Source organism: Niabella beijingensis (assembly GCF_020034665.1).
In the GTDB taxonomy this organism is placed as follows: domain Bacteria; phylum Bacteroidota; class Bacteroidia; order Chitinophagales; family Chitinophagaceae; genus Niabella; species Niabella beijingensis.
In genome coordinates this window covers 1,453,054-1,471,519 of sequence record NZ_JAIQDI010000001.1, presented here as the reverse complement: position 1 = coordinate 1,471,519, position 18,466 = coordinate 1,453,054, and the positions used below count along the sequence as shown (strand labels likewise).

At 47.3% G+C, this 18,466-nt stretch carries 25 protein-coding genes and 1 tRNA gene; 21 read left to right on the top strand and 5 right to left on the bottom strand.

Translation table 11 applies throughout. The annotated features are described in order from the left end of the window. The first annotated feature begins 100 nt into the window (after positions 1 to 100). Positions 101 to 490: a type VI secretion system tube protein TssD gene (tssD, locus tag K7B07_RS06195; RefSeq protein WP_223708284.1), complete on the top strand. Its 390-nt coding sequence runs from the start codon at positions 101 to 103 to the stop codon at positions 488 to 490. Positions 491 to 584: 94 nt separating this feature from the next. After that, a complete protein-coding gene (gene tssD, locus K7B07_RS06190) occupies positions 585 to 980 on the top strand; it encodes a type VI secretion system tube protein TssD (protein ID WP_223708283.1) in 396 nt (131 codons plus the stop codon). A gap of 98 nt (positions 981 to 1,078) precedes the next feature. On the opposite strand, the gene K7B07_RS06185 is transcribed toward tssD (K7B07_RS06190), so the two are convergent. Together K7B07_RS06185 and K7B07_RS06180 are read right to left on the bottom strand one after the other, a co-directional pair. Next, positions 1,079 to 1,834: a sulfite exporter TauE/SafE family protein gene (locus tag K7B07_RS06185; protein WP_223708282.1), complete on the bottom strand. Its 756-nt coding sequence runs from the start codon at positions 1,832 to 1,834 to the stop codon at positions 1,079 to 1,081. Between the two features lie 193 nt (positions 1,835 to 2,027). Beyond that, positions 2,028 to 2,228 (bottom strand): hypothetical protein, encoded by a 201-nt coding sequence (locus K7B07_RS06180; protein ID WP_223708281.1) that lies wholly within the window; start codon positions 2,226 to 2,228, stop codon positions 2,028 to 2,030. A 265-nt stretch (positions 2,229 to 2,493) separates the two neighbouring features. On the opposite strand from K7B07_RS06180, the gene K7B07_RS06175 reads away from it, so the two are divergent. Beyond that, complete coding sequence (locus tag K7B07_RS06175; RefSeq protein WP_223708280.1) at positions 2,494 to 2,970, top strand: RNA polymerase sigma factor; 477 nt, start codon at positions 2,494 to 2,496, stop codon at positions 2,968 to 2,970. A 2-nt stretch (positions 2,971 to 2,972) separates the two neighbouring features. Beyond that, complete coding sequence (locus K7B07_RS06170) at positions 2,973 to 3,506, top strand: hypothetical protein (RefSeq protein ID WP_223708279.1); 534 nt, start codon at positions 2,973 to 2,975, stop codon at positions 3,504 to 3,506. 117 nt (positions 3,507 to 3,623) lie between these two features. On the opposite strand, the gene K7B07_RS06165 is transcribed toward K7B07_RS06170, so the two are convergent. The 3 genes from K7B07_RS06165 to K7B07_RS06155 form a co-directional block, all read right to left on the bottom strand. After that, a tRNA-Ser gene (locus K7B07_RS06165) sits at positions 3,624 to 3,713 on the bottom strand. Between the two features lie 89 nt (positions 3,714 to 3,802). Next, positions 3,803 to 4,567, bottom strand: coding sequence for a TatD family hydrolase (locus K7B07_RS06160; RefSeq protein WP_223708278.1), 765 nt, complete (start codon positions 4,565 to 4,567; stop codon positions 3,803 to 3,805). A 138-nt stretch (positions 4,568 to 4,705) separates the two neighbouring features. Further along, on the bottom strand, positions 4,706 to 5,347 hold the full coding sequence (locus K7B07_RS06155; protein ID WP_223708277.1) for a polysaccharide deacetylase family protein: 642 nt from the start codon (positions 5,345 to 5,347) through the stop codon (positions 4,706 to 4,708). Between the two features lie 143 nt (positions 5,348 to 5,490). Between K7B07_RS06155 and K7B07_RS06150 the strand changes: the two genes are divergently transcribed. The 17 genes from K7B07_RS06150 (at position 5,491) to nuoK (ending at position 18,454) form a co-directional block, all read left to right on the top strand. Then, complete coding sequence (locus K7B07_RS06150) at positions 5,491 to 5,745, top strand: hypothetical protein (RefSeq protein ID WP_223708276.1); 255 nt, start codon at positions 5,491 to 5,493, stop codon at positions 5,743 to 5,745. Between the two features lie 4 nt (positions 5,746 to 5,749). Continuing rightward, the gene (locus K7B07_RS06145) at positions 5,750 to 6,670 is read left to right on the top strand and encodes a PstS family phosphate ABC transporter substrate-binding protein (protein WP_223708275.1); all 921 of its coding nucleotides are present in this window, start codon (positions 5,750 to 5,752) and stop codon (positions 6,668 to 6,670) included. 63 nt (positions 6,671 to 6,733) lie between these two features. Beyond that, a complete protein-coding gene (locus K7B07_RS06140) occupies positions 6,734 to 8,488 on the top strand; it encodes a tetratricopeptide repeat protein (RefSeq protein ID WP_223708274.1) in 1,755 nt (584 codons plus the stop codon). Between the two features lie 201 nt (positions 8,489 to 8,689). Next, positions 8,690 to 8,998: an NADH-quinone oxidoreductase subunit A gene (locus K7B07_RS06135; protein ID WP_223708272.1), complete on the top strand. Its 309-nt coding sequence runs from the start codon at positions 8,690 to 8,692 to the stop codon at positions 8,996 to 8,998. 65 nt (positions 8,999 to 9,063) lie between these two features. Beyond that, positions 9,064 to 9,645 (top strand): NADH-quinone oxidoreductase subunit B, encoded by a 582-nt coding sequence (locus tag K7B07_RS06130; protein WP_223708270.1) that lies wholly within the window; start codon positions 9,064 to 9,066, stop codon positions 9,643 to 9,645. Positions 9,646 to 9,769: 124 nt separating this feature from the next. Further along, positions 9,770 to 10,273, top strand: a complete 504-nt coding sequence (locus tag K7B07_RS06125) for an NADH-quinone oxidoreductase subunit C (RefSeq protein ID WP_223708269.1) — start codon at positions 9,770 to 9,772, stop codon at positions 10,271 to 10,273. Between the two features lie 35 nt (positions 10,274 to 10,308). Continuing rightward, positions 10,309 to 10,500: a hypothetical protein gene (locus K7B07_RS06120; RefSeq protein WP_223708268.1), complete on the top strand. Its 192-nt coding sequence runs from the start codon at positions 10,309 to 10,311 to the stop codon at positions 10,498 to 10,500. A gap of 78 nt (positions 10,501 to 10,578) precedes the next feature. Next, on the top strand, positions 10,579 to 11,799 hold the full coding sequence (locus K7B07_RS06115) for an NADH-quinone oxidoreductase subunit D (RefSeq protein WP_223708267.1): 1,221 nt from the start codon (positions 10,579 to 10,581) through the stop codon (positions 11,797 to 11,799). Between the two features lie 12 nt (positions 11,800 to 11,811). Beyond that, positions 11,812 to 12,324: an NADH-quinone oxidoreductase subunit NuoE family protein gene (locus K7B07_RS06110; RefSeq protein WP_223708266.1), complete on the top strand. Its 513-nt coding sequence runs from the start codon at positions 11,812 to 11,814 to the stop codon at positions 12,322 to 12,324. Positions 12,325 to 12,337: 13 nt separating this feature from the next. Continuing rightward, on the top strand, positions 12,338 to 12,760 hold the full coding sequence (locus K7B07_RS06105; RefSeq protein ID WP_223708265.1) for a VOC family protein: 423 nt from the start codon (positions 12,338 to 12,340) through the stop codon (positions 12,758 to 12,760). 35 nt (positions 12,761 to 12,795) lie between these two features. After that, positions 12,796 to 14,160, top strand: a complete 1,365-nt coding sequence (gene nuoF, locus K7B07_RS06100) for an NADH-quinone oxidoreductase subunit NuoF (protein WP_223708264.1) — start codon at positions 12,796 to 12,798, stop codon at positions 14,158 to 14,160. 82 nt (positions 14,161 to 14,242) lie between these two features. Beyond that, a complete protein-coding gene (locus K7B07_RS06095; protein ID WP_223708263.1) occupies positions 14,243 to 14,623 on the top strand; it encodes a GxxExxY protein in 381 nt (126 codons plus the stop codon). Between the two features lie 43 nt (positions 14,624 to 14,666). Beyond that, complete coding sequence (locus K7B07_RS06090; RefSeq protein ID WP_223708261.1) at positions 14,667 to 15,809, top strand: NADH-quinone oxidoreductase subunit G; 1,143 nt, start codon at positions 14,667 to 14,669, stop codon at positions 15,807 to 15,809. An 18-nt stretch (positions 15,810 to 15,827) separates the two neighbouring features. Beyond that, positions 15,828 to 16,883, top strand: coding sequence for an NADH-quinone oxidoreductase subunit NuoH (gene nuoH, locus K7B07_RS06085; RefSeq protein ID WP_223708259.1), 1,056 nt, complete (start codon positions 15,828 to 15,830; stop codon positions 16,881 to 16,883). A 124-nt stretch (positions 16,884 to 17,007) separates the two neighbouring features. Continuing rightward, entirely contained in the window at positions 17,008 to 17,565 is a 558-nt protein-coding gene (gene nuoI, locus K7B07_RS06080; protein WP_223708258.1) for an NADH-quinone oxidoreductase subunit NuoI, read from the top strand. 20 nt (positions 17,566 to 17,585) lie between these two features. Next, positions 17,586 to 18,086 carry an NADH-quinone oxidoreductase subunit J family protein gene (locus K7B07_RS06075; protein WP_223708256.1) on the top strand — a complete coding sequence of 167 codons (501 nt, stop codon included), beginning with the start codon at positions 17,586 to 17,588 and terminating at the stop codon, positions 18,084 to 18,086. A 41-nt stretch (positions 18,087 to 18,127) separates the two neighbouring features. After that, entirely contained in the window at positions 18,128 to 18,454 is a 327-nt protein-coding gene (gene nuoK / locus K7B07_RS06070) for an NADH-quinone oxidoreductase subunit NuoK (protein WP_223708254.1), read from the top strand. The last annotated feature ends 12 nt before the right edge of the window (positions 18,455 to 18,466 follow it).

Below are 18,466 nucleotides of genomic sequence, written 5' to 3'. Positions count from 1 at the left end.
AGGAATGCAGCGGAGCGGAGAATGTGTTGTGGCCCTGAGTACGTTTTTTTTATTTATAGTTTTTATACTTTTTATTTTTTAACCTAAAAAATGTACAGTTATGTCATTTAAAGCACAATTCGAAGTAGCTGGCAAGAAAGTAAACGTTCTTGACATGAACTACGCTTTGAATCAGGAAACGGACGCAACCGGCCGTCCTTCATCGATCACCCGTGGCGGAAAGATCACGATGACCGTTGAATCAACCGGTGAAACTAATTTCTTCGAGTGGATGTGTAACAATTTCGAAAGAAAAGACGGCAAGATCGTTTTTACTAAGAGAGATTCAGACGCAACCATGAAGGAATTGAACTTCAAAGAAGGATACCTTGTACAGTATCGCGAAAACTTCAACTCCACCAGTGATAACCCTATCACGGAAACGTTTACCATTTCTGCAAAAGAAATCTCAATGGGTAACGCTTCTCACGTAAATCAGTGGGCGGTTTAATACCGGTTGCTACACACTGAGCTGATTGAGCTTTTATCTCTAATGGAATCATAACCCGGTCCACAAAAGGGTCGGGTTATTTAAATAATTATCTATGTCATTTCTAGCAAAATTTACGGCCGATGGCGAGGAGTTAACCGTGCTTAGCTGTCGTTTCCGGTTTTCTCAGGAAACGGACCGCACCAACCGCCCTACCTCCATTCCCATGGGAGGAGTCATTGACATTACTATTGAAAGTAATGGCAACACCAATCTGTTCGACTGGATGATCAGTTCTACACAAACAAAAAGCGGTGAAGTGACTTTTTACCGGCGGGACAGCATGAGTAAACTGAAAACGCTGAAATTTTCGGACGCCCATTGCATCGATTACCAGGAAGAATATAATCACGATGGTGACTTTCCCATGCAGATATCCATGCAGCTGAGCGCCAAGGAAATAAAGCTGAATGATTCAACTTATCGGAACAACTGGCCTGACGAGGCGTAACGCCTGCAGCCAATGTGAAGTGCCAGCCTGAACCTGTTCCGGATGGCACTTTTGTTTTATTGCAGGTGGAAACATTGATGGCCTTTTTTGCAGCACGGTCAGCTGGGGAAGAACAGCTCTCTTGCCAGGATGAAAAGCCCCATTGCAAATACAAAATAGCCAAACAGGGGTTGCAGCTTTTTTCCGTCGATGCGGGTGGAAAGATACAGGCCGCCAAACATCCCGGCCATTGCAGTCGAAGCAACGGTTACCAGCAGCCGTTTATCAAAAGCCACCTGGTTCAGCAGGTCGGCAATAAAACCGCTTAGTGAATTGATCGTAATGATCAGCAGCGAAGTGGCAACCGCATAACGCATCGTCATTCCCCCGTAAAAGATCAGCACCGGAACGATGAGGAAACCTCCGCCTGCTCCAAGAAAACCGGCCACCACTCCTATGAAAAGTCCCAGTACCATCAAACGGCCCGCTGAAGCCTGACCGGAGCGTAGGTTCCCGCTTTTACGGATCATCGAAACCGAAGCCGCCAGCATCAGAACGGAAAACAACACCATCATCAGCATATGCTTGGTGATCCGTATTCCGTGGTCTGCAATAATTTCCGGCAATGCCGGCAGCAGGTATTTGCGGCTCAGCACCAGGCTGATAATGGATGGAATGGCAAAATACAGTGCCGCTTTGATTTTGAGATTGCCCAGGCGGTGATGCCGGGTTACGGCAACGGCGGCAGTGATACCCACGATAAACAGCGAATGCGTGGTGGCATGTTCGGGTGTCAGCCCGAAAAAATAGACCAGTATCGGGATCGCCAGGATGGATCCACCACTGCCGATCAGGCCCAGCGAAACGCCTATCAATAAAGAGCATATGTAGCCTGCTGCCTCCAATGCGTAAAAAATTTTCCCAATATCGGAAGAATAATCTGTATGAAAAAGCAGCCTACAGGAAGGATAGAGTGCAGCCCGGTTGCCGGAAAGCAGCAGGAGTGCGGGTTACGATCAATAAAAAGCCTGCGAAATCCTCCAAATATGGGTTATGATACAAATCATATTATTTGCGTCGAGTACCATCCAGTGTCTTCCGAAGTGCCGCAATGCTATCAAGAATTGCGCTGTTTTGATTTTTTAAACGGTCGATTTCTTTTTGAATGTGTTCATCCCGGACTTGTGCCCTTCCATCGGGAGAGGATTCCCTGGTACAGGCGACTGTAAAAAAAATTGCAATAAGACCAATAAGGAGTGCTTTTATCATTTTTATATATCAGTTGCGGATTGTTTTAAAAACTTACATAAAAAATTATTTGATAACGCTGTAAGTTTTTAAATGATTTTTCTACTGATGCAAAACCGGGGGGGAAAGATCACGTTCTGCTCAGTGACTATTTTAAGTAATTTTCATAACCCCGGAGCAGGGTGATACCTGTCCGTTTTTTCGTTGAACTACTTAACAGGATGGAAATAAAACATGTATCCACGAACTAACCGGGACCGGGTACTATCTTAATCACAAACAGGCAATGGTGCAAGTACAGTTTTTAGAGCATATCGAAGCACATCAGGGAATCCTTCATAAGATCTGTAACTTATACAGAGACAGCAAGGAAGACCGGGAAGACCTGTTTCAGGAAATTGTTTTTCAGCTTTGGAAAGCGTTTCCCACTTTTCAGGGCAATTCTAAAATAAGTACCTGGATCTATCGTATTGCATTGAATACAGCAATAGCAGTATTTCGTAAAAAAAGACCAGCAGTTGAATATCCGGCTGTTTTACCCGATTGGTACGAAGAAGTACCCAGCGAGGAACTGGAACAACGGCAGGAGCGCCTATTCGTTGCCCTGAAACAACTGGATGATGGTGAAAAAGCGATTATAACATTGTATCTGGAAGAATTGACTTATCAGCAAATAGCAGATATAATCGGAATAAATGAAAATTATGTGGGCGTAAAGCTCAACAGGATAAAAAATAAAATTCAAAAATTATTAATAAAATAGAAATGGAATTTGATGAATTAAAACATAACTGGGATGCAGTGAAAACACCCGTAAAATCCATTGAAGCGATCCGGGCGATGCTGGCGGAAAACAGACATCCTGTTTTAAAAGAGATCAGGAAGCAGCTGACGCTGGAAATAGCAGGGTGGTCTGTTTTTCTGCTGTGTTATTATACTATGTTTGACGGACACCTGAAGCCGGTATGGATTAACCTGATACTTATCATTGCGGTTTTGATGCCGTTTATTCATAATATTATGGGATACCGGTTTGTAAAGTATCTTGTAGACGGCAAAACGATAAGGGAATCCCTGGAACATTACCTTGTCAAAATGAGGGTCTATGCCATCGTATCCATTATTTCCCGGGTTTTGTTTATGACGGGGTTGTTGGTCTTTTTTACTTACGGATTGGGCCTGAATGGTAAAAAATATATTTTTATAATAATTGTACCATTGATTTTCCTGTTTATGTTGTTCCGGATTTGGTCAGGGCGACTGGCAAAACTTAAAAAGCAGATCGCAGCGTTCGACTGATTGAGCGCAACAATCTGCGCCGAGAAACCGGCAGTACCGGCCTGCCATATTTGGCTACATTCGCTTGTATTGAAAAAAAAGGAGGGCACAAAAAAAGGAGCTTCTGATGAAACCCCTTGGCGGAGACGGCGAGATTCGAACTCGCGATACAGTTTCCCGTATACACACTTTCCAGGCGTGCTCCTTCAACCACTCGGACACGTCTCCAATAATATTCTGTTCTTTTCAAAAATCTCTTATTCCCGTTTCAACAGCGATCTTTCTGAATTGGGGCTGCAAAAATACGGGATCTCCAGCTATAAAGCGAATAATTTTTTTGCATTGGCCGTAGTAGCTGCAGCAATTCCGGCAAGGTCCATCTCCTTTACTTCAGCCAGTTTTTGAGCTACCTGCAACAGATAGGCCGGCTCGTTCCGCTTTCCGCGGAAAGGAACCGGGGCCAGGTAAGGGGCGTCGGTCTCCAGTACGATCTGATCCAGCGGCAATTGTTTCAGAACCTGGTCCAGCCCGGATTTTTTAAAGGTCAGTACGCCGCCGATACCCAGGTAAAAACCCTGGTCGGTGATGGCCTGCGCCTGGGTAAGTGTGCCACCGAAACAGTGAAAAATACCTTTTAACCCTTTGGGAGTGAATTTTTTGATGATTTCCAAACAGTCGTCAGTGGATTCCCGGCTATGGATAACAATAGGGAGCTGGTAGGCAAGGGCCCATTCGATCTGTTGTTCGAAGGCTGCAACCTGTTGTTCTTTAAAGGTAAGGTCCCAGTAAAAATCGAGTCCCGTTTCCCCGATGGCAACAAACGGACGCCGGGTCAGCAACTGCTCGATCTGTTTCAGTTCTTCCCTGAAGTCTTCTTTTACGGAAACCGGGTGCAGGCCGATCATGCTGATGCAACGGCCCGGATAGTCCGCCTCCAGCTGCAGCATTGCCGCATGAGTCTCGCTGTCGATCGCCGGCATCAGTATGGGAGCAATACCGGCATCAAAAGCCCGTCGGAGCATTTCTGTACGGTCGGCATCAAATTCTTTACTGTATATATGGGAATGGGTATCGATCAGCATGATTTGAACATGGGTTGTTAAAATGGCAATATTAACCAATATTTTTTTGACAAAGTGTTGAAAACAATCTACCTTCACCCCTAAGTTTTCATAGGGTACGGATTAAAAATCGGGCTTGGGTATTTACCCGGGCCCTGTTTATTCAACTGATGATTGCGGTACCGCTTCAAACAAAAATCCTTTTTCAGAAAAATGCTCCAGCATGCGGGGGAGCACAAACGACAGGTTGGGAAATGCCTTTTCACTGTCATGAAAGACAACGATCGAGCCGCTCTGCGCGCTTTTTAATACATGCTGCAGGCATCGCCGGGGTGCGAGTTTCCGGTCAAAATCCCCGCTCAGCACATCCCACATCACTATTTTAAATGCCCGGCCGGCGCCACCCTGCAGCAGCAGGCGGCCCTGTTTTCTCCGGATGCGCCCGTAAGGGGGCCGGAACAGGCCGGAATCAATACTTTCCGCGGCTTTCCGGATATTTTCCAGGTAGGTACCGGTATCCGTTTTCCAGCCGTTCAGGTGGTTATGGGTATGGTTGCCCACCCGGTGCCCTTCTGCCAGGAGTTTTTGGTAGAGCTCCTGTTCTGCGACCACATTTTTACCAAGGCAGAAAAAAGTAGCTTTTGCCTTATAGGCCCGTAATTGCTGCAGTACAAATGGCGTGGCTGTAGGGTGCGGACCGTCATCAAATGTTAAAAAAATCTTTTTTTCTGCAACCGGGATATCCCAAAGGTAACGCGTGTAGACTTTTTTCAGCCACCAGGGGGTTTTTATAAAATACATACAGTCAATAAAAATAACATTTAGTTCAGACAGTTCGGGATTTTAACAGGGGGTTAATTGGTTATTAACATCCCGGATTATGGAATTTTAAAATTTTGTATCTAATTAGAAAAATCAATAAATTGCCGCTCCTCATCAACGATATGACTGTAAAATCAAATGAAGATTATGAAAGGCAACGGAACAAACAGGTTGCCGGGATGCGATCGGTACTGGATTATGCGATGGGGGTGGTAATTATTTGTGTAGGCGTGTTTCTGATCATACGGCACCGGTTTGACATCCCTTTGAATAAGCGGTTCCCGCCGGACGCAATAGATATCTTCCTGGGAGCGTTGTTTGTGATTTATGGGGGATGGCGTATTTACAGGGGCTACAGGAAAAATTATTTTAAATAGAGAAATGAGGATATTGCGCTTCGTAATATGGAACTGTATCATCGTATCCACCCTGTGCGCCTGTTCTTCGGGCAATGAAAAAACGCAGGATTTTACGGATACCCCCAACAAAGGATCCATCACCATCAGTGCGGACGAATCGTTCAAACCCATTGTGGATGCATTGATCCAGGTGTACGAGTCCAATAATGACAGTACACATATCCGGGCAGTATACAAACCGGAATCCGAGTGTATGAAGGACCTGTTCACAGACAGCATCCGGATGGTGATCGCCACTGTTAAGTTGTCTGAAGCGCAGATAAGGTCGGTGGTGGACTCGCTGCATGTGGTGGTAAAGCAGCTGCCGGTGGCAAGGGATGCGGTGGCGGTGATCGTGCCGCCCTCCTCCAGGGATACATTGCTTACAATGGGGGAGATCCGGCAGATCCTGACCGGTACTTACAGCAAACCCCTGGTGCCGGTTCTGGACGGATTGTCGGCGACCAGTACGGTGCGGTTCCTGCTGGACAGCGTATTGAAGGGGCAGAAGATCACGCCCCGGGCCATGGGGGCCAGCACCAGTGACTCGGTGATCCATTTTGTGGCGAATAACCCGGATGCCATTGGTTTTATTGGGGTGAGCTGGATCGGGAATAAGGATGACGCACAGCAGATGAGTTTTTTAAAAAAAGTTAAAATTGTGCAGCTGGAAAGTACCGATAAGCCGGGAAAATACGTCTTACCGGTGCAGGCAAATATCTACACCAGCCGATATCCGATGACGAGAGACCTGGTTTACATATTAAAAGAGGGGCACAGAGGTTTAGGCACAGGGTTTGCAGACTTCGTGGGAGGAGAGATCGGACAGCTGATTTTTAAAAGGGCTTACCTGATGCCGGGACGGCGGAATTTTATCGTCCGGCCGGCCCAAACAAAAGAATAAAACTTAAAAGGATTATTTATATTTACAACATCTATTATTTACTGGTAAAATAAAATTAGAAAAATGATCAACAAAAAAATCGGTCTTTTAGCACTTACAGCAGTTCTGGGGGCAGCGGCAGCAAATGCGCAGTCCATACAGGATGGTGTAAAAGAATTATACTCGGGAAAAGTGCTGGGAGCAAAAGCAATTTTTGAAAAGCAGGGCGATAAACCGGAGGCTACCTACTGGTTGGTACGCACAGATATTGATAATCAGGATAAAGCCGGTGCCCAGCAGGCGCTGGACAAAGCACTGGCGGCCAAACCCAATGATGCCTGGCTGCTGGCGGCAAAAGGCCAACTGCAATTGATTGATGGAAAGGCGGATGAAGCAAAACAAAGTTTTGAAGCAGCGCTTACTGCCAGCAAAGGCAGAAAAGGCAACGATCCCGAGATCCTGAATGCAGTAGGAGCGGCCATTGCCAAGGAATATAACAATATCGATAAAATCGGTGATATCAACTATGCGGTTCAGAAACTGGAGGAGGCAAAAGCCGAAACCGAAAAGACAAAGAATAACTGGTTGAGAGCCGATATCCTGACCAACCTGGGAGATGCTTACCGTAAGGCAAAACCCGGTGACGGTACCCTGGCATTTGGCGCCTACAGCGATGCGGTGACCGCAGAGCCCAGCTTTGCCAAAGCATATTTAAGAAATGCGATGATCTTCAAATCGCAGAAGAACTATGAAGTGTTTCAGCAGAACTTAGATAAGGCGGTAGCTGCCAATCCTGGCTATCTGCCAGCCTACGAAGAGCTGTATCTGTATAAGCTTGGGACAAGAGATAATGAAGGTGCAAAGGCAATCGCAGATAAAATTATTGCAAATTCGGATCCGAATCCAAACAATGATTACTACAAGGCTTCTACCTTATACATTAACAAAGAGTATGACCAAGCTATTGCTGTGGCCAATGGTATCATTCAGAAAGCAGGAGAGCAAACAAAACCTAATGTTTATAAAGTACTGGCATGGAGTTATGTAGATAAAGGTGATGCTAAATCTGCTCTTCCTTTCGTTGAAAAATACTTTGAAAAGGTAGACAAGGAAGATCTGGATCCCCTGGACTATAACCTGAAAGCCACTGTTTACGCAGCTACTCCGGGTAAGGAAGACCAGGTGATGCAGGCCTACGAAGACGGACTGAAAGCAGATACCACTGTGGCCGGTCGTGTGAAAATGCTGCAGGAAGCCGCTAAATTCTTCGGGGATAAAAAACAATTCGGATTACAGGGCGACATGCTGAACAAGATCGCCGAAGTAAAACCGGAAGCTTCGCTTTCTGTGAACGATTTCTGGCTGGCAGGGAACGCCTACCTGCAGGCAAAGGATTACGAAAAAGCCTGGAAGGATTTTGATGTAATGCGTACAAAATACAAACATCCGTACGGATACCTGATGACCTTCCGGTCCAGTTCTAATTTTGACTCCACCAATGCCAAGAACATAATGGTTCCGGATGGTGAAAAACTGATCGAATTTTCCAAAACAGATACTTCTGCAGGTGCTAAAAGCAACCTGTTCACCACGGCAACCACGCTGGCTACCTATTTTGTAAATGTGGCCGGAGATAAGGAAAATGGTGTGAAATACCTTACCATTGCACGTGACAATACAGATGATCAGGGTGTAAAACAACAGCTGCAGGGATATATCGACGCAGTAGGAAAAACCCCTGCCAAAAGCCAGACCGGTGGCACTGCGGCAGAAGCCAAGGATACTACCAGTACGGCACCTAAAAAGGATTCCTCGGGTACCGCACCTCAGAAACAATAGTTAATTTTTTAATAATGTAAACAGCTCCGGAATTTTTCGGAGCTGTTTTAGTTTTAGCCGCCTGAAAAAAAGGATTTGTTAACAGGTTACCTTATTTTTGCGTATTGCATATTTGAGATGGTTAATTTAGCGATACAGACGAATTTAGACACTGCTGGCTCTTATCTGCCCATCGGTTTACAGATTTTATTTGCAGCAGGAATGATAGTTACCCTGATGGGTGTGACCCACCTGCTGGGCCCCAAAAGAAAGACTGCGGATAAACTGCAGAACTTCGCCAGCGGGATCGAATCCCATGGGGAGGCCCGCCAGCCCATAGCCATCAAGTATTTTCTCACGGCGATCCTCTTTGTATTATTTGATGTGGAAGTGATCTTTTTTTACCCGTATGCGGTAAATTTTAAAGAGCTTGGCTGGAGTGGATTTTACGCTGTATTGTTGTTTGTGGCCTTCTTTCTGTGCGGGTTCATTTACATTGTAAAACGGGGTGCATTAAAATGGGAAGACTGATATGCCTGTAAAAACGGTACATCATTACGGCTCCCTTTTGATCCCATTTCCAAATTCTGAACATCATGAGACCAGTATCATATAATATTAAGAAAAAACCGCTTGAGGCCGATATCAGCATGGCAGAAATGCCGGAAGGGCATCAGGGACAGGGTTTCTTCGCTACTACCCTGGACAGTGTCATCGGGCTGGCCCGCAAAAACTCCCTGTGGCCGCTGCCCTTTGCAACCTCCTGCTGCGGTATCGAATTTATGGCAACGATGGGGGCTACCTACGATATTGCGCGCTTTGGCAGTGAGCGGGTTGGCTTTTCTCCGAGGCAATGTGATCTGCTGATGGTAATGGGTACCATTGCTAAAAAAATGGGTCCTGTTGTGAAACAGGTGTACCTGCAAATGGCCGAGCCCCGCTGGGTGATTGCCGTTGGCGCCTGCGCCAGCAGTGGTGGGATCTTTGATACCTACAGCGTATTGCAGGGCATCGACCAGGTAGTGCCGGTAGACGTCTATGTGCCGGGCTGCCCTCCGCGGCCGGAAGCCATACTGGATGGCCTGATGCGGATCCAGGACCTGGTAGGAAAGGAAAGCCTCCGCCGGAGGAATGGTGAGCAGTATAAAGCATTATTGGATAGTTACGGCATACAATAAACAAATTTGAAAATTTGATGATTTGATAGTGAAACAGGATATTGTTAAGCCTGGATTTGGTAGAAGTTGCTGATCGCGGGCCTCATTTTCAAATTTTCAAATTAAAAGTTTTCAAATTAGAATAATGGCATTGACCAATCAATATATTAAGGAAAAGCTGGAGGCGAAATTCGGAGACCAGGTTACGGATTTCGAAGAGCAATACGGCTTGTTGAGCTTTCGGTCCGGTAAGGAAATCAACCTGAAGGTGCTGAACTTTCTGATGGAAGAACCTTCTCTCGGATTTAATTTTCTTACGGACCTCTGTGGTGTTCATTATCCGGATAATAAGGGTCAGGAGATCGCCGTGGTGTACCATCTTCACAATATGCGGGAGAATGTACGCGTGCGCTATAAAGTATTTACGGATGTCAGTCAGCCGGATGTATATACGGCCACCGGAATTTTTGCAGCGGCCAACTGGATGGAGCGGGAAACATATGATTTTTATGGGGTCAATTTTATTGGCCATCCCAATCTCAAGCGGATATTGAATGTGGATGAAATGGATTACTTCCCCATGCGCAAGGAATACCCGTTGGAAGACCAGAGCCGTGTGGATAAGGATGATGAGATGTTTGGCCGGTAGTGCCTGTTAATATTATTGAGTTAAAAACCAAGAGCATGGAACGACTTTACTACTGGTTACAGCTGAACAGGACCCGGATGATGGTTATCCTGGCAACTGTTGCGTTGTTTACGGTGTTCTTTGTGCACTCCGGCACTATGAAAGGAGTAGCAGCAGGGGTTTTAACAGCAGCCGTACTCTATCTGATCGGTTTTGGTAGTTACAGGTTTAAAGGGCCGGGGAAATAAGCCTGATACCGGAGCACTGACCAGGTAATATAAAAAGGGCCTGCAGAAGAAACGAGGGTTAATTTTTGAATATAGATTATGAGCGACAATGTATTATTACCGAGCGGTAGTATCGAGAAACAGACAACCACACTGAACCTGGGTCCGACCCATCCGGCGACCCATGGTGTTTTCCAGAATATTATTGAGCTGGACGGTGAAAAAATTGTTGCAGCTGATTCTACTGTGGGCTATATTCACCGAGCCTTTGAAAAGATTGCGGAACGCCGCCCCTTATACCAGATCACGCCCCTTACAGACCGGCTGAATTATTGTTCCGCCCCCATCAATAATATGGGATGGCACCTTACCTGCGAAAAGCTGCTGAAGGTGCAGGTACCCAAACGGGTGGATTACCTGCGGGTAATTATTATGGAGCTGGCCCGCATCACGGATCACCTGATCTGTAATTCGATCATGGGTGTGGACAGCGGGGCCTATACCGGCTTTTTATATGTAATGCAATACCGCGAGCTGGTATATGAGATATATGAAGAGATCTGCGGCTCCCGGCTTACCACCAATATCGGCCGCATCGGCGGTTTTGAAAGAGACTTTACCAATACCGCGTTTGAAAAAATAGAGCGGTTTTTAAAGGAATACCCCGCAGTACTGAAAGAATTTGAAGACCTGTTCACCCGCAACAGGATCTTTATGGAGCGCGCCATCGGTGCGGGTCCCATCAGTGCGGAGCGGGCGCTGAACTATGGGTTTACGGGTCCCAACCTGAGGGCCGCAGGCGTGGATTACGATGTGCGGGTAGTAGCGCCCTACAGCAGTTATGAAGAGTTTGATTTTGAAGTACCGGTTGGTTCAACCGGTGATTCTTACGACCGCTTCCTGGTGCGTAACGGAGAAATGTGGCAGAGCCTCCGCATTATTGAACAGGCCCTGCGGAAACTGAATGACCTCAAAGGAGAGGAGGCTACGGTATACCATGCGGATGTGCCCGAATACTACCTGCCGCCCAAAAAGGATGTTTATACAAAAATGGAAGCCCTGATCTGGCATTTTAAGATCATCATGGGTGAGATCAATATGCCGGCAGGAGAGGTATATAATGCCGTGGAAGGGGCCAATGGCGAGCTGGGCTTTTACTTTATCAGTGATGGCGGACGTTCCCCTTACCGCCTGCATTTCAGACGCCCCTGTTTTATTTACTATCAGGCTTATGCCGAAATGGTTAAAGGAGCGATGCTGAGTGACGCAATCGTTGTAATGTCGTCCATGAACCTGATCGCAGGGGAAATGGATGCCTAATGGATTTTAATAATGGAGCAAAAGATAATGACACAGTTTTCTCAGGAACAATTGGAAAAAGTGAGCCAGATCACGGCGCGGTATCCGGAGGGTAAGCAAAAGAGCGCCCTGCTGCCGGTATTGCACCTGGCCCAGGAAGCGTTTGGCTGGCTGAGCACGGAAACAATGGACTATGTAGCAACATTGCTGCAAATAGAGCCCATTGAAGTGTATGAGGTGGCTACGTTTTACACGATGTACAACCTGAAGCCGGTGGGAAAATATGTATTTGAAGTGTGTCAGACCGGCCCCTGCATGATACAGGGAAGTGATGATATTATTGCCTATATCGGCGAACGGCTGAATATAAAACCCGGGGAAACCACGGAAGACGGGCTGTTTACACTGAAAACGGCGGAGTGCCTGGGCGCCTGTGGTTATGCGCCGATGATGCAGCTGGGCAAATTTTATAAAGAACATCTTACAAAAGAAAAGGTTGACGCCATTATTGCTGAGTGCAGAAGCAAGGCGTCCGTTAATAATTAAAAAAAATACAGCGATGCAGGCAATTACTCCTTATCTGAATTTTAACGGCGACGCGGCGGAAGCACTGGACTTCTACGCAAATGCCTTCAACGGGCAAATTGTGCACAAGCAGACATTCGGGGATACCCAGGCCGATTTCCCGAGTCCGGATTCGCATAAGGATAAAGTGATGCATGCATTGTTCAATGCCGGTGAAATGAGTTTTATGGTAAGCGACTGTGCGCCGGGGGCGGAACCGGTTACCAGCGGATCAAATGTAAGCCTGGCGCTGAATTTTACTGATGAAGCATCCATCACCCGGGCCTTTGAGGCCGTGGCAGCCGGAGGAACCATCACTATGCCGCTCCAGGATACGTTCTGGGGCGCGAAATTCGGGATGGTGACCGATAAATTCGGTATCAGCTGGATGTTCAACTACGATAAGCCCAAAAATTAGTTGCCCGCAGCTGGTTTTGGAAAAGGAATAAAATAATGAGCAGCAGAAAATTACTTTTAGAGAACGCACATATTGAAGGCATCCGCTATTATGATGTTTACCGTAAGAACGGCGGTTACCGTAGTGTGGAAAAGGCGCTGAAACTGTCGCCGGATGAAGTGGTGGAAGAGGTAAAGAAAAGCGGTCTGAGAGGACGTGGCGGTGCCGGTTTTCCAACCGGGATGAAATGGAGCTTTATCGCCAGGCCGGAGGGGGTACCCCGTCACCTGGTGTGTAATGCAGATGAAAGCGAGCCGGGTACGTTCAAAGACCGTTACCTGATGGAATTCATTCCGCATCTTCTTATTGAAGGGCTGATCGTATCCAGCTATGCACTGGGGTCAAATGTGACCTATATCTATATCCGGGGAGAATATGCATGGATCCCCGATATCCTGGAGCAGGCCATCGCCGAAGCAAAGGCCAATGGCTTCCTGGGTAAGAATATCCTTAACTCGGGTTTTGATTGTGAGATCTATGTACAGCGGGGCGCCGGAGCCTATATCTGTGGAGAGGAAACCGCCCTGATCGAATCCCTGGAAGGCAAGCGCGGCAACCCGCGTATCAAACCGCCCTTCCCGGCGGTTAAAGGCGCCTGGGACCGCCCTACCGTGGTCAACAATGTGGAAACACTGGCCGCCGTAGTGCCCATCATCAATATGGGAGGAGAGGAATATGCCAAAATAGGCGTGGGCCGGTCAACCGGAACAAAGCTGATCTCAGCCTGCGGCAATATCAACAGGCCGGGCGTGTACGAAATAGATATGACCATTTCCGTTGAGGAATTTATTTATAGTGATGAATGGTGCGGAGGGATCAAAAACGGCAAGCGGCTGAAGGCCTGCATTCCGGGCGGATCATCCGTGCCTATACTGCCCGCCAACCTGTTGCTGAAAACGGCAAAAGGAGAATCACGGATGATGAACTATGAAAGTCTGGCGGATGGTGGTTTTGCAACCGGTACCATGATGGGCAGCGGCGGATTTATTGTGCTGGATGAAGATCAGTGCGTGGTGAAACATACTTATACGCTGGCGCGGTTCTACCGTCATGAAAGTTGCGGTCAGTGCTCTCCCTGCCGTGAAGGAACCGGCTGGATGGAAAAATTATTGCTGCGCCTGGACCAGGGACAGGGTAAAACGAGCGATATCGATCTGCTCTGGGATATCCAGGGCAAGATAGAAGGGAACACGATCTGTCCGCTGGGCGACGCGGCCGCATGGCCGGTTGCTGCAGCGATCCGGCATTTCCGTGATGAGTTTGAGTGGCATGTGACCCATGCAGCGGAAGCCCAGCAACGGAATTACGGGTTGGCGCATTATGCGGATCCGTTGCCGGTGGCGGAGCCTGCGGTGGTCTAATTGTTTCTTGCGGCGGGCGCGGTGGAGCTGCGGCGCGGGGATTTTTTAGTGAAGCTGATTAGAAGTATCAAAAAAGAACCGGATGATTGCCGAAAATGATATAGCAACCAAGGTATTGGATCTTTGCTTTAAAATTCATCGGCAATATGGACCGGGGTTATTTGAAAGTGTGTATGAAGAAATATTGTGTTACGAGTTAACAAAAACCGGTCTTTTATTCAAAAGGCAACAGGGAATACCAGTGATTCATGAAGAGATGAAACTGGAGATCGGTTTTAGGGCAGATCTTATTGTATGTGAAAAAGTGTTGTTCGAGTTAAAGAGTATAGAAACTTTCGCAGACATTCATTATAAGCAGGTGCTTACATATTTAAAGCTAACCAATCTGAAGCTTGGTGTGTTGATAAATTTTAATGTAAGTATGTTGAAGAACGGGATAAAAAGAGTTGTGAACAAATTATAAAAATTGCGTCGCTGCTTCGCTGTGAGCGCCGCGAGAAACAAATATGGCAGACGAAATAAAACAGGAACCCCCTGCAAACTTTAAGGTAACGATCGACAATGTTACCCTGGAAGTACCCCCCGGTACCACCATTTTGCAGGCTGCAAGAATGGTAGGCGGTGACGTGGCGCCTCCGGCTATGTGTTTTTACACCCCGCTGAAAGGCAGTGGTGGTAAATGCCGTACCTGCCTGGTGGAAGTAAGCAAGGGGTCCGAAAAAGATCCCCGCCCGATGCCCAAGCTGGTGGCCAGTTGCCGTACCACGGTGATGGATGGCATGGAAGTAAAGAACATTACAAGCGAACGCGTGATCGGTGCCCGGAACAGTGTGGTGGAGTTCCTGCTGATCAACCACCCGCTGGATTGCCCCGTTTGCGACCAGGCCGGGGAATGCCACCTGCAGGACCTGAGCTATGAACATGGAAAGGAAGGGACCCGCTACGAATTCAAGCGGCGCACGTTTAAAAAACATAACCTGGGTAAATACATCCAGCTGCACATGACCCGTTGTATCCTTTGCTACCGCTGCGTGTTCACTGCGGATCAGCTGACCAATAAACGGCAGCACGGAATACTGGACAGGGGCGATCATGCAGAGATCGCTACTTATATCGAAAAGTCGCTGGACAATGAATTCATCGGAAATGTGATCGATGTTTGCCCGGTGGGCGCGCTGACGGATAAAACATTCCGCTTCAAGAACCGGGTCTGGTTTACAAAACCGGTGGATGCACACCGTGATTGTCCCAACTGCTGTGGTAAGGTAACCCTGTGGGAACGGGGCAACGAAGTATTACGTGTTACCGCCCGTAAAGATCAGTGGGGCGAGATCCTGCCGGCAGAAGACGGAAAAACCGGATGGATCTGTAATGAATGCCGGTTTGAAAAGAAGGATATTAAGGACTGGGTGATCGAAGGACCTACCAAAATAGCGCGGCATTCTGTAATTGGGGCCAATCACTATGTAGGAATGGACAAGCCCAAGGAAACCATCAGCGAGGTAATGGGTGGAAGAGCTCCCAAACTGCTGATGGACATTCACAGTGTCAGTGAAGTGAATGATCCTTCCGTGGATCTGAGCAAGATCCCCGGACCTGCTACAGGAGCGGTGTTCAACCATAAAATGATCGGAGAAAAAAAAGATTAACAAGCTATATTTTAGAATATGTACTTACTGGCTATTGATTGGATTTTTATTATTGAGAAACTGGTGCTGATCGCGGGCATCGTTACCTTGTCGATGGTGGTGGCCATGTATGCTACTTATGGAGAAAGAAAGGTGGCGGCATTTATCCAGGACCGTATCGGACCCAACAGGGCCGGTCCTTTTGGATTGCTGCAGCCGCTGGCGGATGGTGGTAAGCTCTTTTTTAAAGAGGAGATCATTCCACTGGCATCTTCAAAATTCCTGTTCATCCTCGGGCCGCTGCTGGCGATGGTGACGGCGCTGCTGACCAGTGCTGTGATCCCCTGGGGGGCGAATATGTCCATCGGTGATCGCGTAGTGCCGCTGCAGGTGGCAGATGTAAACATCGGGATCCTCTATGTTTTTGGGGTCGTGAGCCTGGGTGTATATGGCATCATGCTGGGCGGATGGGCTTCCAATAATAAATTTTCACTGCTGGCTGCCATACGCGGTGCCTCCCAGATGGTGTCTTACGAGCTGGCAATGGGATTATCGCTGATCGCGGTGCTGATGCTGACGGGGTCGTTGCAGATGAGTGTTATTGTGGGTGAGCAATATAATTCCGTATGGAATATTGTTTATCAGCCGATCGGCTTTATCATCTTTTTTATCTGTGCTCTGGCAGAAACAAACCGTACGCCTTTTGACCTGCCGGAAGCGGAAAATGAACTGAACTTCGGATACCACCAGGAATACTCCAGTATGAAGCTGGGTTTTTACCTGTTTGCAGAATACATTAATATGTTTATCAGCGGTGTTATTATGGCAACCCTTTACTTTGGCGGCTATGATATCCCGTTTGTAAACGAGGCCCGCCTGGCAACACATATCGGGGAGAACTGGGTAGCGCTGCTCACCTTCCTTACCCTGATGGCAAAGGCGCTGTTCTTTGTATTTGTGTTTATGTGGATCCGCTGGACGATCCCGCGTTTCCGTTTCGACCAGCTGATGCGCCTGGGCTGGAAACGCCTGATACCACTGGCCCTGGCCAATATGATCATAACGGCGCTGGTGATCCTTTGGCTGAAGAAGTAGTGAAAGGTGATGAGTGGATAGATGACAGGAGTACAGCTGTACAAGAGTGCGACGCAAGGAAGCGGGGATATGCACTGCAGTTGATACCATAAAAAAAATTAAATAAAGCACTGGATAAGAGACCATGAGTGTACAATTAACCAACAGAAGCAAGCCCGTTGACCGGAGACCGATGAACTGGGTGGAACGTCTATACCTGGTAAATATTTTTAAGGGAATGGCCATTACTTTAAAGCATTTCTTTAAAAAGAAGGCCACGATCAAATACCCGGAAGAGACAAGGCCCTTTAGCAAGGTATTCCGCGGGCTCCACATCCTGAACAGGGATGAGGAGGGCCGTGAACGCTGTACGGCCTGCGGTCTTTGTGCTGTGGCCTGTCCGGCGGAAGCCATTACCATGGAAGCCGCCGAGCGTCAGGAAGGTGAGGAGCAACTGTACCGCGAGGAAAAATACGCCGCAAAATATGAGATCAATATGCTGCGTTGCATTTTCTGCGGATACTGCGAAGAAGCCTGTCCGAAAGATGCGATCTATCTGTCGCAGACCTTTACACCGGCAAATTACCAGCGCAAAGGATTTATTTATAAAAAAGAAGACCTGCTGATCCCCAACCCGGTTACCGATCCGGAAGGGTATCAGAAAGCATTGGGTACTATCAGCAGGGAAAAAGAAGGAGTTTAAGGGTTAATATAAGAAACGAAATGAATATCACGCAACTATTATTCTGGGTATTAACGGTGATCGCTATCGGAAGTGCGTTAACGATTGTTACCAGTAAAAATCCCGTTTACTCCGTATTGGGACTGATCGTAACCTTCTTTGCCATTTCCGGTCATTATATCTTGATGAATGCACAGTTCCTCGCTATTGTAAATATCATTGTTTATGCAGGGGCCATCATGGTACTTTTCCTGTTTGTGATCATGCTGATGAACCTCAGCCGGACGGCGGAAACGCTGAAGAACAAATGGCTGCAGATCGTAGGGGCCATTGCGGGCGGCTGTTTGTTTTTGGTACTGATCGCGGCATTGAAGAATACAGAGGTGAAAAAGAACCTGGTGGAAATGGGCACCGGTGATATCGGGCTGGTAAAAAACCTGGGACGCGAACTGTTCACTACTTTTGTGATCCCGTTCGAGATCAGCAGTATCCTGTTTTTAAGTGCCATGGTAGGATCGGTGGTCATCGGAAAAAAAGATTAATCAGCTGACTGCAAACGTTAACGACTAAATCAAAAAAGAACATGCCAATAAATTACTACATCACCCTTGCCCTCTGCCTGTTTTCCATAGGCGTGGTAGGGGTGCTCACCCGCAGGAATGCCATTATTGTTTTTATGTGTATTGAGCTGATGCTGAATGCCGTAAATCTTTTATTGGTGGCCTTCTCCAAAATGCACCATGTGGCAAAGGGAGCTGCCGCCACAGCCGGCTCCGATGGCCAGTTGTTCGTGTTTTTTATTATGGTGGTGGCAGCGGCCGAAGTGAGCGTGGGACTGGCCATCATTGTAATGATGTACCGGAATGTACACTCGATAAATATTAATTTCTTAAACAGGCTGAAACATTAATTGCGCCGGCAT